The sequence below is a fragment of the Mangrovicoccus sp. HB161399 genome (assembly GCF_013184745.1).
Taxonomy (GTDB): domain Bacteria; phylum Pseudomonadota; class Alphaproteobacteria; order Rhodobacterales; family Rhodobacteraceae; genus Mangrovicoccus.
In genome coordinates, this window is sequence record NZ_JAATVU010000107.1 from 1 (window position 1) to 14,502 (window position 14,502).

The 14,502-nt window shown below is 67.9% G+C and carries 12 protein-coding genes; 7 read left to right on the forward strand and 5 right to left on the reverse strand.

The genetic code is table 11. From position 1 onward, the window contains the following. Positions 1-7: 7 nt before the first annotated feature. The 5 genes from HCC78_RS29180 to HCC78_RS29200 all read right to left on the reverse strand — a co-directional run bounded on the left by HCC78_RS29180 (position 8) and on the right by HCC78_RS29200 (position 5,818). Positions 8-2,011, reverse strand: a complete 2,004-nt coding sequence (locus tag HCC78_RS29180) for a bifunctional diguanylate cyclase/phosphodiesterase (RefSeq protein WP_172332270.1) — start codon at positions 2,009-2,011, stop codon at positions 8-10. A 208-nt stretch (positions 2,012-2,219) separates the two neighbouring features. After that, positions 2,220-2,672, reverse strand: coding sequence for a CoxG family protein (locus HCC78_RS29185; protein ID WP_172332271.1), 453 nt, complete (start codon positions 2,670-2,672; stop codon positions 2,220-2,222). Positions 2,673-2,845: 173 nt separating this feature from the next. Further along, positions 2,846-4,123 (reverse strand): TRAP transporter large permease, encoded by a 1,278-nt coding sequence (locus HCC78_RS29190; protein WP_172332272.1) that lies wholly within the window; start codon positions 4,121-4,123, stop codon positions 2,846-2,848. 10 nt (positions 4,124-4,133) lie between these two features. After that, complete coding sequence (locus HCC78_RS29195; RefSeq protein WP_172332273.1) at positions 4,134-4,730, reverse strand: TRAP transporter small permease; 597 nt, start codon at positions 4,728-4,730, stop codon at positions 4,134-4,136. A gap of 80 nt (positions 4,731-4,810) precedes the next feature. After that, positions 4,811-5,818: a DctP family TRAP transporter solute-binding subunit gene (locus tag HCC78_RS29200; RefSeq protein WP_172332274.1), complete on the reverse strand. Its 1,008-nt coding sequence runs from the start codon at positions 5,816-5,818 to the stop codon at positions 4,811-4,813. Between the two features lie 192 nt (positions 5,819-6,010). Between HCC78_RS29200 and HCC78_RS29205 the strand changes: the two genes are divergently transcribed. The 7 genes from HCC78_RS29205 to HCC78_RS29235 all read left to right on the forward strand — a co-directional run bounded on the left by HCC78_RS29205 (position 6,011) and on the right by HCC78_RS29235 (position 14,407). Next, positions 6,011-6,664: a TetR/AcrR family transcriptional regulator gene (locus HCC78_RS29205; RefSeq protein ID WP_216671370.1), complete on the forward strand. Its 654-nt coding sequence runs from the start codon at positions 6,011-6,013 to the stop codon at positions 6,662-6,664. A 202-nt stretch (positions 6,665-6,866) separates the two neighbouring features. Next, positions 6,867-7,751, forward strand: coding sequence for a shikimate dehydrogenase (locus tag HCC78_RS29210; protein ID WP_172332276.1), 885 nt, complete (start codon positions 6,867-6,869; stop codon positions 7,749-7,751). A 13-nt stretch (positions 7,752-7,764) separates the two neighbouring features. Then, on the forward strand, positions 7,765-9,660 hold the full coding sequence (locus HCC78_RS29215; protein WP_172332277.1) for a bifunctional sugar phosphate isomerase/epimerase/4-hydroxyphenylpyruvate dioxygenase family protein: 1,896 nt from the start codon (positions 7,765-7,767) through the stop codon (positions 9,658-9,660). 75 nt (positions 9,661-9,735) lie between these two features. Continuing rightward, positions 9,736-10,554, forward strand: a complete 819-nt coding sequence (folP, locus tag HCC78_RS29220; RefSeq protein ID WP_172332278.1) for a dihydropteroate synthase — start codon at positions 9,736-9,738, stop codon at positions 10,552-10,554. A gap of 65 nt (positions 10,555-10,619) precedes the next feature. Then, positions 10,620-12,029: a cardiolipin synthase gene (gene cls, locus HCC78_RS29225; RefSeq protein ID WP_172332279.1), complete on the forward strand. Its 1,410-nt coding sequence runs from the start codon at positions 10,620-10,622 to the stop codon at positions 12,027-12,029. A gap of 11 nt (positions 12,030-12,040) precedes the next feature. Further along, positions 12,041-12,712 (forward strand): endonuclease/exonuclease/phosphatase family protein, encoded by a 672-nt coding sequence (locus tag HCC78_RS29230; protein WP_172332280.1) that lies wholly within the window; start codon positions 12,041-12,043, stop codon positions 12,710-12,712. 72 nt (positions 12,713-12,784) lie between these two features. Further along, a complete protein-coding gene (locus HCC78_RS29235) occupies positions 12,785-14,407 on the forward strand; it encodes an MFS transporter (RefSeq protein ID WP_172332281.1) in 1,623 nt (540 codons plus the stop codon). Positions 14,408-14,502 lie beyond the last annotated feature (95 nt).

Below are 14,502 nucleotides of genomic sequence, written 5' to 3' on the forward strand. Positions count from 1 at the left end.
GTGCGGCTCAGGCGGCGGCGCTGCGGCCGGTCATCCAGCGTTCGAAGGAATCCGTGTCCATCGGCCGGGCGAAATGGAAGCCCTGCATGCGGCTGCAGCCGAGGGAGAGCAGCATCTGCCGTTCGGCATCTGTCTCGACGCCTTCGGCAAGCACCTTAATGTTGAGCGCCCGCCCGATCCCGATCATCGCCTGCACGATCGCCTGGCGCGAGCGGTCGCTGTCGAGGCCGGAGATGAAGCTCCGGTCGATCTTCAGCTGCTCGACCGAGAGCCGCACCAGGTTCGCAAGTCCCGAATTTCCGGTTCCGAAATCGTCCAGCTCCAGCGGATGGCCCGCCGCGCGGAGCGCCGAGATGGTGCGCTCCATCTCCGTGTCGTTTTCGCGGATCACCACGTCTTCGAGCACTTCGATGGAAACCTTGCGGGCGGAAAGCCCCCGCATGGTGAGTTCCCAGTCCAGGTCGCTGGCGCAGTCGACCCGCGTGAGTTCCGTCGACGACAGGTTGATGCTGATCGTGGGGGGGCGGCCGACGTCGCCACGGCTCATCCAGTCGAGTGCGGCCGCGCGGACCGCATAGGTTATGCGTTCCTCCAACTCGGGATTGCGCAGCGACTGCAGGAAGGCACCGGGCGTGAGCAGGCCGCGCGACGGGCTGCGCCAGCGGGCCAGCACCTCGGCGCCGATCACCTCGCCGGTCAGGGCGTCGACCTGCGGCTGCAGGAAGGGTATGAATTCGCCGTATTCCAGGCCGAGCGCCAGCTCGAATTCCAGGTCTGCCTGCCGTTCCAGCGTGTCGCGGGCCTCGCCGTCGAACAGGGCGACGCGGCCGCGGCCGGCCTCCTTCGCCTGGTAGAGCGCGATATCGGCATCCGCCAGGAGGCGGTCGGCATCCTGTCCCTGGCTCTGCGCCGGAAGATGCGCGATCCCGACGCTTGCGCCGACGGCGAGCTTCATGCCGTGGAACTCGATCGGGCGGCTGGCGGCCTCGATGCAGGCTTCGGCCAGTTCGGCGGCGCGCTCCCCCAGCCGTTCCTCTTCGATGATCATCGCGAATTCGTCGCCGCCGATCCGGGCGACCAGGGCGTCCCCAGGCGCGACATGGCGCAGCCGCGAGGCGACGGATTGCAGGACGGCGTCGCCGGCGCCATGGCCTCGCGTGTCGTTGATCAGCTTGAAACGGTCCAGGTCGATATGCAGCGCGCTCATGCCCCGGCCGCCCTTGGCCATCTTGCGGAAGGCGCGGGCGAGGCCGACCCTGTTGAGAAGGCCGCTGAGCGAGTCGGTGCGGGCCTGCTGTTCCAGCGCCTCGCGTTCGCGCAGGAGCGCATCGGCCATGCGGTTGACGGTATGGGCAGTGCGCGAAATCTCGTCGGCGCCGCGCAGTTCCAGCCGGTGCTCGAAATTTCCGTCGGCGATCCGTGCCGCGCCTTCGTCGAGATCCCGCAGCCGGTCGACCAGCCCGGAGGCGGCGAGCCAGCCGAGCACGACCAGAACGGCGAAGGTGGTCGCGGCCATCAGCAGGAGCACGGCCATGTCTCGGTGGAGCTCGGATTCCAGCCGAAGCAGGTCGGGGGCGACCAGCACAGCGCCGACGATGCTCCCGTCGATGAGGACAGGGCGGCGGACCACGTAGCCGAGCAGCGGATCCAGCTTCAGCCCGTGGAAGTCATCGTCCATCCGCATGTACCAGGGCATGTCCATCGGCCCCAGGAAGCGGTCGGTATCTAGGATGACGCGATCGCCCGGACCGATGAAGCGGACGGCTGCGATCTCCCGCGTGGAGCCGGCCCGCTTGGCCATGCGGGAAAGATTGTCCCACTCGTTGTCGACGATGAAATGCTCCAGCGTGCCGGCCAGCATGTCCGCCTGGATGCCGGCCTGCTCAATGAAGCGGTCCTGCGCCCGGTTTGCCGTGAAGACGGCCGAGGACAGGAACATCAGCAGGTGGGTCACCAGCCCGAGCAGCGCGAAGATCAGCGTCACGCGGAGCTTGAAGGATATACCGCTCATCGCGGCACGGCCCGCCGGACAGCATCTGTCCGGGTGTCCTCCATGGGCGGCCTGCTATGGCAGCAAGAGTTCACTCTTCACCTCGACATCAAGCGCTGTCAGCGGCCGCAGGCCGGAGCCCGCGGCGCTTTCACCGTTCCGCAGTAGCAGACCGCAGGTAACCAGCGACTTAACCGGCGCGGGCAAAGCCGGCCCCGCGCGGCGGATGTCAGGCGGCGGCGGAGGCGTCCATCTTTTCGGCGAAGCTCTGGAAGAACTTGGCCGCGAGCTTCTTCGAGGTGCTCTGGATCAGGCGGTTGCCGAGCTGCGCCAGCTTGCCGCCGATTTCGGCCTTGGCATCATAGGTCAGCAGCGTCCCACCGTCCTTCTCTGCCAGGGTGACTTCGGCCCCGCCCTTGGCGAAGCCCGCCGCGCCGCCCGATCCCTGGCCCGAGAGCGAGAAGCGTTCCGGCGGATTTTCGGGGTTGAGGGTAACATTGCCGCCGAATTTCGCCTTCACCGGGCCGATCTTCAGCACGACCTTGGCCTCGAGCTCGGTGTCCGAATGCTTGATCAGCTCCTCGCAGCCCGGAATGCATTCCTTCAGAATCTCGGGATCGTTCAGGGCGGCATAGACCTTGTCGCGGGGTGCGGCGATGAAGACCTCTTCCTTCAGTTCCATGTCACTGTCTCCTCTGCAGTGGCGATCGGACCGGCCGGGATCGGTGCCCGGCTCTTTCCGGCCATGTCACGCGGTTGCCCGGGCGAGGTCAAGGAGACGAAAGTCGGTCCGGAAACGGAAAACCCCGCGCCGGGGAGGCGCGGGGTGGATGTCGCGGATGCCGGGGGCTGGGGTCAGAAGCCCAGGATATGCGGCAGCCAGGTCGAGAAGGCCGGGACGAAGGTCAGGATGACCAGCACCAGCAGCTCCACCAGGAAGAACGGGATGATCGCCCGGACCAGCCGCGTCATGCCGACATTGGCCACGCCCTCCGCCACGAAGAGGCACAGGCCCAGCGGCGGGGTGATCAGGCCGATCATCAGGTTGAAGATCACGATGATGCCGAAATGGGTCGGATCGACGCCGAAGGCAACTGCGATCGGATGCATGATCGGCACCAGGACCAGCATCGCCGCGATGCCTTCGAGGAACAGGCCGACGACCAGGAACAGCAGCATCTGCGCGATCAGGAAGGCGGTCTTGCTGTCCACGTTCGCCAGCGTCCACTCGGTCAGCATGTTCGGCACGCGGTTGTAGGTCAGCACCCAGTTCGCGGCTCCGACGGCGGCCATGATGATCAGGATGATCGAGCTGTCGACCATCGCGTTGGCGAAGATCCGCGGCAGGTTGTGGAAGCCGAGCTTGCGGTAGACGAACAGCCCGACGACCATCGCGTAGCCCACGGCCAGCGCGGCGGCCTCGGTCGGCGTCACGATGCCGAAGAGGATGGCGCCCACGACGAAGACCGGCATCAGCAGCGGGACGATGCCGCCCAGCAGGGCCTGGCCGTTCGACTGGCCCTCCATGATGTCGACGCCCGGCTCGGGATCGGCGACCTTCACGGTGAGCAGCACGTAGACCGACAGGAACACCGCCAGCAGCAGGCCCGGACCGATCCCGGCCATGAACAGCGCCGGAACCGACACGCCCGAGACGATCAGCGCGTAGATGATCACCGGGATGGACGGCGGAATGATCGGACCGATCACCGAGGAGGCGGCGGTCAGCGCGGCGGCAAAGCCGCGGTCATAGCCGTGCTTCGCCATTTCCGGGATGAAGACCCGGCCGATGGCGGAGGTGTCGGCGATCGCCGAACCCGAGAGACCCGCGAAGATCACCGAGGCCCAGATGTTCACCAGCGCGAGCCCCGCGCGGAACTTGCCCACCAGCACCACGCAGAAGCGGATGATCCGCTTGGTGATGCCGCTTTCGTTCATCAGCTCGCCGGCAAGCACGAAGAGCGGGATGGCGAGAAGCGGGAAGGAGCTGAGCGCCTTGAACATTTCGGAGGTGACGAGGCGCGGGTGGTAGGGCGCGTCTCCGGTGATCATGAAGTACATCATCGCGGCGATGATGGCGAAGGCAATGGGCAGCCCGGCGAGGGTGCCGACGAGAACGATCATGAAGCTCATGGCGGGTTCCTCAGTCGAGCGAGGCCTGGCCCTTGGCCCGCATCCGGACCACGTCCGAAGCGGTGGGGGCATCCTCATGGGAAGGATTGCGCAGATCCTCGAGGCGCTCGAGGAAGCGGATCGACGCGGCGATGGCGAGAAGTCCGCCGCCGATGCACATGGCGAACTGCCAGGTGCCCATGCGGCCGATCCAGACCAGCCAGTCGATGCCGGTCGTCTGCACGAGGTCGTTGGCGCTGGCGATCAGGCCGGAGGCTTCGATGGTGCCGCGCCGCGTGGCGAAGAGATAGCCCGACCAGCTGAGCAGCACGCCGCAGATGATGGTCACGACATCCATGGCGAGGAACAGGACCTCGCGCACCGCGGGCTTCAGGAAGTCCGTGACGATGGTGAAGCGCATGTGCCGGTCCTGCATGTAGCTCAGCGCGACGCCGAACATCACGCCGTAGATCGACAGGTAGACCGGCAGTTCCTCGCCCCAGGTCAGCGACAGGCCGAGCGTGTAGCGGCGCAGCGCGTTGACGAGGATGATCCCGGTGACGGCGGCCATGATCAGGCCGCAGCCGATCGCGAGTATGCGCCGGACGATATAGGACAGGGTCGCCATCGCGGCCTCCGCTCTTGTTGGGAAAGGGAAAAGCCGGGACCCCGGAGGATCTTTTCAGACCGGGGTCCCGGAAATCGCGCTCAGTTCGTCGCGTCGGCGACGGCAGCGTCGAGCTTCTCGATCCAGGCGGCATCCGCGCCCAGGTCGCCGGCCAGCCATTCCTTGACCGCGGGCTGCGCGGCCTCGCGGAACTGGGCCAGCTCGTCGGCGGTGGGGACATAGACTTCCATGCCTTCGGCCTGAACGGCATTCACGCCGTTGGCGGTGTTCCATTCCTGGATGCCGCGGCCGAAATTGCCGGCGATGACGGCGGCGCGGTCGATCACGGCCTGCTGCTCGGGGGTCAGCATGTCATAGAACTCGGAGGACATGACCATGAAGTCCACGGCATAGACATGGCCGTCGAGGGTCATGTATTTCTGCAGCTTGTGCAGGCCGTTGTTGTAGATCACGCCGACCGGGTTCTCCTGGCCGTCGACCACGCCGGTGGCCAGCGCGTTCGGCAGTTCGGTCCATGCGATCGGGGTCGGCTCGCCGCCGAGGCCCTTGACCATCTCCAGGTAGAGCGGGATCGGCTGCACGCGGAACTTCAGTCCTTCCATGTCGGCCGGGGTCTTGATCGGGCGGGTGTTGTTGGTGAAGTTGCGGAAGCCGGTCTCGCCGTAGGCCAGCGTCTTCATCCCGGTCTTGGCCTCGCAGGCCTCGGCCAGCTCGTCGCCGAAGGGCCCGTCGAGCACTTTCCACGCCACGGTGGCATCCGAGAAGGTGTAGGGGATGTCGAGCACGGCGGCGGGCTTGCACACCTTCGACATCGCGCCGGAGACCATGCCGACCTGCACCAGGCCTTCCTGGACCTGGGAGACGATCTCATCCTCGTTGCCGAGCGCGCCGGCCGGGAAGATCTCGACCTTCATGTCCGACTCGCCTTCGACGATCTGCTTGAACATGTGGGCGGCCGCGCCCTTCTTGGAGGACTGCCAGTCATCCGGGTCGACATGCGCGAACCGCAGCGTGACCTCGGCCGATGCGGCGGTTCCCATCAATGCGACCAGGCCTGCCGCGGTGAATTTCAGAAACGTGTCGCGCATGACTGTCCTCCCGTACTGCGCTTCCCAATCCGGGAAAACGTTAACGGATTCCCGGGGATACCCCTCGGAATGCCGCAATCGCCTCCCTCGATCTGCCCTTGTTTTGTACCAGACGGTTAAAATACGTCAATGGGTTTGTAACGCCCGGTACATTTGTGCTTTAATCCCAGCCGACGGAGGAGGGCCAGTGTGTTGACGGATCAGGAAAAAGCCCCGGCGAAGCGGGCAGGGTGGAAACGCGACCCGGCGAAGGTGCAGCAGGACATCCTGCAGGCGGCGACCCGCGAATTCGCCGACAACGGCTTCAACGGCGGGCGAATCGAGCGGATCGTCCAGCTGACGGCGACCTCGAAGCGGATGATCTACTACTACTTCGGTGACAAGGAGGGGCTGTGGCGCGCCGTTCTGGAAGATGCCTATACCTCGGTCCGCGCCCAGGAGGCGGAGCTGGATCTGGCCGACCTGCCGCCGCTGGAGGCGCTGCGGAAGCTCTTCGTCTTCACTTTCGACCATCACCGGCGCAATGCCGATTTCATCCGGCTGGTGATGATCGAGAACATCCGCGGCGGGCATGTGCTGGCCTCCTCGACCAAGATCCGCGACTTGAACCGCCCGGTCGTGGCGATGCTGGAGGACATCTGCCGCCGCGGCGCCGCGGATGGCAGCCTGCGTCCCGGACTGTGTCCGCTGCAGCTGCACTGGGAGCTGAGCGCGCTGAGCTTCTTCAACATGTCGAACCGCGCGACCTTCTCGGGCATCTTCGGCGCCGGGCTGCATGACGAGGCCGGGCAGGTCCGGCTGCGCGACAGCCTTGCCGACCAGCTGATCCGCGCCGTACGGGCCTGATCCCGCCCGGGCAAGCCCCCTCACCCTGTCCCTCTCCCCGCGGGGGAGAGGGAACCCGCGCCGGGCCCTGGCCGGGTTTCCGCTTGGCTTCCGGGTATTTAACCGGCCGGTTCAAAACTCTTGCAGATTTTTAACCGCGTGGTACATTTCTGGAAGAATTGCGAGTCCCGCGCCCCGGTGCCGGACCGATGGAGGAGACAGCATGACCAAGCAGGACACCGCCGAAGTCTTCGGGCGGGACAAGAGCATTGCCCTGGGCCTGATCGGCCGCGGCATCCAGAAATCCCGCACCCCCGCGATGCACGAGGCCGAGGCCCAGCGTCAGGGGCTGCGCTGCGTCTACAAGCTGCTCGATCCCGACGCGATGCCGGGCGATCCCGCGCTGGCGGAGCTGCTGCGCGCCGCCGAGCTCTGCGGATTCGCCGGCTGCAACGTCACCTTCCCCTACAAGATCGAGGTGATGGACCTGCTCGACGAGCTCGACGACAGCGCCTCTGCCGTCGGCGCCGTCAACACGGTCGTGTTCCGCGATGGCCGCAAGATCGGCTACAACACCGACTATTCCGGCTATGCCGAGGCCTTCCGGCTGGGCATGGAGGGTGCGCCGCGCGCCCGCGTGCTGCAGATCGGCACCGGCGGGGCCGGGGTCGCGGTGTCCCACGGCCTGGCCGACAACGGCATCGGCACGCTTGTGCTGGTCGATGCCGACCGCGCCCGCGCCGAGGACCTGGCCGGGCTTCTCGGACGCACCCGCCCCGGACTGCGGACCGAGGTCTGCGACAGCGTCGAGGCGGCCGCGGCAGAGGGGCTGGACGGCGTCGTCAACTGCACGCCGATGGGCATGGCGAAGCTGCCCGGCTCGGCCTTCCCGGCGGAGCTGCTGGCCCCGGAGATGTGGGTGTCGGACATCGTCTATTTCCCGCTCGAGACCCAGTTGCTGGCCGATGCGCGCGCGAAGGGTTGCCGGGTGCTGCCCGGATCGGGCATGGCTGTCTGGCAGGCCGTGCGGGCCTTCGGCCATTTCACCGGCCTCGCGGCCGACCCGGCAGCGATGGAAGCCACCTTCCGCGCGCTTGGCGCGGAATAAGCGGAGAGACCCCATGAAGACCGCCATTGCCACCGTCTCCATCTCGGGCGACCTGCGCCGCAAGCTGAAGGCCATCGCCAAGGCGGGCTTCGACGGCGTCGAGATCTTCGAACAGGACTTCATCGCGCAGGAAATGAGCCCGCGCGATGTCGGCAACATGATCCGCGACCACGGGCTGGAGATACCGCTGTTCCAGCCCTTCCGCGACTTCGAGACCCTGCCCGAGCCCTGGCGCAGCCGCGCCTTCGACCGGGCGGAACGGAAATTCGACCTGATGCAGGAAATGGGCACCGACCTGGTGCTGGTCTGCTCCTCCGTCCACCCGAAGGCGGTGGGCGGCATCGACCGCGCAGCCGAGGATTTCCGCGAACTGGGCGAGCGCGCCGCCAAGCGCGGCATCCGCGTCGGCTTCGAGGCGCTGGCCTGGGGCCGCCATTTCTGGGACCACCGCGACGTCTGGGAGGTCGTGCGCCGCGCCGACCACCCGAATGTCGGCATCATCCTCGACAGCTTCCACACGCTCAGCCGCAAGATCGACCCGAATTCGATCCGCTCGATCCCGGGCGACAAGATCTTCTTCGTGCAGCTCGCCGATGCGCCGCTGATCGACATGGACCTGCTCTACTGGTCGCGGCACTACCGCAACATGCCGGGCGAGGGCGATCTCGACGTCACCGGCTTCATGCGCGCGGTCTGCGCCACCGGCTATGCCGGGCCTATCAGCCTGGAGATCTTCAACGACCAGTTCCGGGCCGGCAAGACCGAGGCGCTGGCCCGCGACGGCCACCGCTCGCTGATCCACCTGATGGACGAGGTGCGCCGCACCGAGCCGGCCGTGGCCGAGAGCCTGGACCTGCCGGTGCTGCCCGACCGCGCCGAGGTCTCGGACATCGCCTTCGTCGAGTTCAGCACCTCCGAGGCGGAGCGGCCGCAGCTCAACGAGCTGCTGAAGTCCCTGGGCTTTTCCAAGGTCGGCCAGCACATCGCCAAGCAGGTGACGCTCTGGCAGCAGGGCGATGTCCGCATCGTGGTCAATACCGAGGAGACCGGCTTCGCCCATGCCGCCTTCCTGACCCATGGCACCGGTGTCTGCGACATCGGCCTGAAGGTCGATGACGCCCGCAAGGCGCAGAAGCGCGCGGTGGGCCTCGGCGCCGTGAAGTTCACCCAGCCGGTGGGCGAGGGCGAGCTCGACATCCCGGCGATCCGGGGCGCCGGCGGCTCGCTGATGCATTTCCTCGACGAGAGCGACGACCTGTCGAAGGTCTGGAGCAAGGAATTCAACCGCTGCGGCGCAGGCGAGTCGCGCGACGCCGGGCTGACCCGGGTCGATCACATCGCCCAGACCACCGATTACGACGAGATGCTCAGCTGGTCGCTGTTCTACACCTCGATCTTCCGCATGGGCCGCGCGCCGATGGTGGACGTGGTCGATCCCGACGGGCTGGTGCGTTCCCAGGCGCTGCAATCCGCCGACGGGCAGTTCCGGGTGACGTTGAACGGCGCCGAGACCCACCGCACGCTGGCGGGACATTTCCTGGCCGACAGCTTCGGCTCCTCGGTGCAGCACGTCGCCTTCGCGACTGACGACATCTTCGCCACCGCGGAGAAGCTCGCCAGCCTCGGATTCGAGCCGCTGCCGATCTCGCCGAACTACTACGAGGATCTCGCCGCGCGCTTCGGGCTCGACGAGGCGGAGGCCGCGCGGATGAAGCAGTTCAACATCCTCTATGACGAGGACGAGATGGGCGGCTTCTACCAGTTCTACAGCCGTCCCTGGGGCGATGGGCTGTTCTTCGAGATCGTCGAGCGCCGGAACGGTTACGACGGCTACGGCGCGCCGAACGCGCCCTTCCGCATCGCCGCGCAGAAGCGGCTCCTCGGTTCGGAGCCCGCGCTGGAGCCGTGACCGGCGGTATTTGCCTTGCCCGGGGCGAGGGCGTATGACGGGTCAGCCGTCCTGACCCTTGCCCCGGAGCCGACCATGTCCATCGCCGCCGCCCGCGACCGTTTCCTTGCCGACCTGGCGGACCGCCCGCTGGTGATGGGCATCCTCAACGTCACGCCCGACAGCTTCTCGGACGGCGGGCAGCATGACGCGCCAGAGGCCGCGATGGCCCATGCGCGGGCGATGATCGCCGACGGGGCCGACGTGATCGACCTGGGCGGAGAATCCACCCGGCCGGGATCGCAGCCGGTCGGCACCGAAGACGAGATTGCCCGGGTCGTGCCGGTGCTGGAACGGCTGCGCGCCGAAACCGAGGTGCCGGTCTCCATCGACACCTACAAGGCCGCGACCGCCCGCGCCGCCGTCGCAGCCGGGGCCTGCATCGTCAACGATGTCTGGGGCCTGCAGCACGATCCGGAAATGGCCGATGCCGTGGCTGAGACCGGCGCCGCCGTCATCATCATGCACAACCGCGGCACCACCGATCCGGAGATCGACATCCTTGCGGATCTGGAGCGGTTCTTCGGGCATTCCCTGGACCTGGCGCGGCGCGCGGGCATCCCGGCCGGGCATATCCTGCTCGATCCCGGCATCGGCTTCGGCAAGACGCTGGAGCAGAACATCGCCTGCCTGAACGGGCTGGACTGGCTGGGGAGCTACGGCCATCCGGTCCTGCTGGGCCTGTCGCGCAAGCGGATGTTCGGCGACCTGCTGGGCCGCCCGGTGGACCGGCGGCTGGCCGGGACGCTGGCGGCGAACCTCGCGGGCATTGCCCGCGGCGTGCGGGTGATCCGGGTGCATGACGTCGCCGAGCATGCCGACGCGCTGAAGGTGCTGCGCGCCCTGGGCGCCTGAACCGCAGTTGACAGCCGCGTCCCCCGCGCCAAGTCTGGCGGCCATGCAGGCAAGGAGGCAGGCGGATGTGGGCGGAAATCGTCGTTCTTGGCTTGATTGCCATCCATGCAACCGCGGTGGCCTGCGCCTGGCGGGCCGTGCGCAAGTCGCGCACCCCGGAGGGATCGGTGGGCTGGGCGGTCTTCCTGATCTCCGAACCGTTTCTGGGCGTGCCGCTCTACCTGATCTTCGGCCACCACAAATACGGCCGCTATTTCGTCACCCGGCGCGAGAGCAAGGTGGTGATCGCCGCGCTGCAGGACCATGCCAAGGCGCACCGGCCCGCGGTCCGTCCCGATCCCGACCCGGCGCCCTTCGAGACGCTGGCGGGCCTTCCGGCGGTGCGCGGCAATGACCTGCGTCCGCTGATCGACGGCAAGGCGGCCTTCGACGCGATCTTCGCGGCCATCGACTCCGCGCAGTCCTATCTGCTGGTGCAGTTCTTCATCGTCCATGACGACGAGCTGGGCCGCGACTTCCGCGACCGGCTGGTGGCGGCGGCGCGGCGCGGGGTGAAGATCCGCTTCCTTGCCGATCCGGTGGGCAGCCACGCGCTCTCCGCCGGCTACCTGTCCTCCCTGCGCGAGGCGGGCATCCAGGTGGCGGAGCGGCAGGAAGGCTGGCGCCCGCGGACCCGTTTCCGCATCAACTACCGCAACCACCGCAAGACCGTGATCGCCGACGGGCGGGTCGGCTTCATCGGCGGGCTGAACGTGGGCGACGAATACATGGGCCGCTCGGAGCGCTTCGGTCCCTGGCGCGACACCCATCTGGAGATGCACGGGCCCGTCGTCGCCCAGGCGCAGCTGATGTTCGCCGAGGACTGGCTCTGGGTGCGCGGCGAGATGATCCTCGAGGAACTCGCCTGGGGCCTGCCCGAGGCGGAGCGCGGCATGACCGCGATGCTGCTGCCCGCGGGGCCGGCGGACGACCTGGAAACCGGGGCGCTGTTCTTCTTCAGCGCCATCGCCGCCGCGAAGGAGCGGATCTGGATCGCCTCGCCCTATTGCGTGCCCGACAGCGACCTGATGTCGGCGCTGAAGCATGCCGCGCTGCGCGGGGTGGAGGTGCGGCTGCTGATCCCCGACGCGATCGACCACCGCATGCCCTGGCTGGCCGCCTTCGCCTGTTTCGATGCGCTGCGCGCCGTCGGGGTGCAGATCTGGCGCTATACCGAGGGGTTCATGCACCAGAAGGTCGTGCTGGTCGACGGACGGCTGGCCGCGATCGGCACCGCGAATTTCGACAACCGCTCCTTCCGGCTGAATTTCGAGGCGATGGTGCTGGGTTTCGACGCCGGCTTTGCCGCCGAGGTGGCGGAAATGCTGGAAGCGGACTTCAAGCGTGCCTATCTGCTGGAGAAGCCGCTCGGCGAACAGCCTTTGCATGTCCGGATCGGCGCGCCGGTCGCCCGTCTGTTCGCGCCCCTGCTGTGAGGATCCCGCGCTTGCGCATCGTCAGCTACAACATCCGCAAGGCCGTCGGCACCGACCGCCGCCGCGCGCCGGGACGGATCCTCGACATCCTCAACCGGCTGGAGCCCGACATCGTGCTCCTGCAGGAGGCCGACAAGCGGCTGGGCGCGCGGCCCTCGGCGCTGCCGCAGGGCCTGATCGAGAGCGCCACGGATTTCCAGGTCGCGCCGCTGGCGGTCAACGATGTCAGCATCGGCTGGCACGGCAACGCCATCCTGGTGCGCAAGGGGCTGGAGATCGCCCGGACCGAGCGGATCGACCTGCCCGCGCTGGAGCCGCGCGGCGCGGTGCTGGCCGAGGTGGAGGGCGTGACGCTGGTCGGCGCGCATCTGGCGCTGCTGCGCCGCTGGCGCCGGCAGCAGGTCCGCGCGCTGGCCGACCGGCTGGGGCGGGACGGCAGCGCCTCGCTGATCGCGGGAGATTTCAACGAATGGTCGCCCGAGAAGGGGCTGGAGCCGCTGGCGGAAAGCCACGAGATCCTGGCCCCCGGCCGCAGCTTCCATGCCCGCCGCCCGGTCACGGCGCTGGACCGTTTCGCGATCGGGCCGGGGCTGCGGATCACTGCCGCGGGGGTCGACCAGTCGCCGCTGGCCAAGCGCGGCTCCGACCACCTGCCGATCTGGGCGGAGATCGCCCGGCGCTGACCTGCCGCGCCCCCCGGACTTGCCTGCAAGCGGTTTTGCGCTATCAATCGGTCAAGTTCCGGAGACCGACCCCTGAAAGATACCTCCCCCTTCGCCCCGTTCCGCCACCGGGCCTTCCTCAGCTACTGGCTGGTGGGGCTCGCGGCCAATTTCGGCTGGCTGATCCAGAATGTCGGCGCGTCCTGGTCGATGACCCAGATGCACGGCTCGCCCGAGATGGTGGCGCTGGTGCAGACCTCGGTCGCGCTGCCGCTGATGCTGTTTTCGCTGCCCGCCGGTGCCATCGCCGACACGTTCGGGCGGCGGCGCACCGTGATCGTGTCGCAGGGCATCCTCTGCGCGATCTCGGCGCTCCTGGCGCTCGCCTCCTTCCTCGGCATGCTCTCGCCCTGGGGGCTCCTGGCCTTCACCTTCCTCGTCGGCTGCGCCAAGGCGCTGAACAACCCGGCCTGGCAGACCATGGTCAGCGAGCTGGTGCCGAAAAGCGACCTGCCCTCGGCGGTGGCGCTGAATTCCATCGGCTTCAACCTCGCCCGCTCGGTCGGCCCGGCGATCGGCGGCATCCTGGTGGCCGCGGTCGGCGCCTTCTCGGCCTTCATGGTCAATGCCGCGGCGAACCTCTTCGTTCTGGTCTCGGCCTCGCACTGGAAGAGCCCGGAGGAGGAAGACCGGCTGCCGCCCGAGGGCATCGGCAGCGCGATCATGGCCGGACTGCGCTATGTCGGGCTGTCGCCGATCCACCTGACGGTCTTCGCCCGCGGGTTCCTCTTCAACGTGGCGGGCATTGCGGTCATGGCGCTGATGCCGCTCGTCGCGCGCGACCAGCTTCAGGGCGGCCCGCTGACCTACGGCCTGCTGCTCGGCGGCTTCGGGGTCGGCGCGATCCTCGGCGCGCTTGGCGCGGCGCGGCTGCGCGCCATGGTCACGCTGGAAATGAACGTGAGGATCTGCACTCTGGCCTATGCGGGAGGCACCGCGCTCCTTGGCTCCAGCACGTTTTTCCCGCTCAGCATCCTCGCGGTCATGATCACCGGCGCCGCCTGGCCGGTGCTGCTGTCGAGCCTCAACACCACGATCCAGCTGAGCTCGCCCCGCTGGGTGCTGAGCCGCTGCCTGGCGATCTACCAGAGCTGCAATTTCGGCGGCTTCGCGCTCGGCGGCTGGGTCTGGGGCATGACGGCAGGGCAGGTCGGCACCGGCGAGGCGCTGGGGATTTCCGCCATTGCCCTGGTCGTCTTCGCGGCTGTGGGTCTGGTCCTGCCGCTGAGGCAGCTGGACACAAGTTCGCTCGATCCGCATTCGCGCTGGAAGAAGCCCGAAACCTCCATCGACATGGTGCCGAAGAGCGGCCCGATCATCACCTCGATCGAGTACCGCATCGCCGAGGAGGATACCGAAGAGTTCCTGGCGCTGATGGCCGAGCGACGCCGCGGCCGGATCCGCGACGGGGCGCGGCGCTGGACGCTCAGCCGGGACCTGGTCGATCCGGAACTCTGGCACGAGCGCTTCAAGACCCCGACCTGGATCGAGACGCAGCGCCACCATGCCCGCCGCACCGTCGCAGGCGCCGAGATCGCCGAGCGGCTGAAGGCGCTGCATCGCGGGCCCGATGCCGGGCGGGTGCATTACGAGCTGGTCCGTCCGGCGGCGCCGCAGCGGCCGCACAGCCCGGTCGTCGCCCAGACGCCGGAATAGGCGTCAGCAGGTGTCGGGCTTGACCTCGTGGGGGGTGGCGGCGCGCAGGCGGCTGCGGATGGCGCGGGACAGCGCATCTACCGCCGCCGTCATCA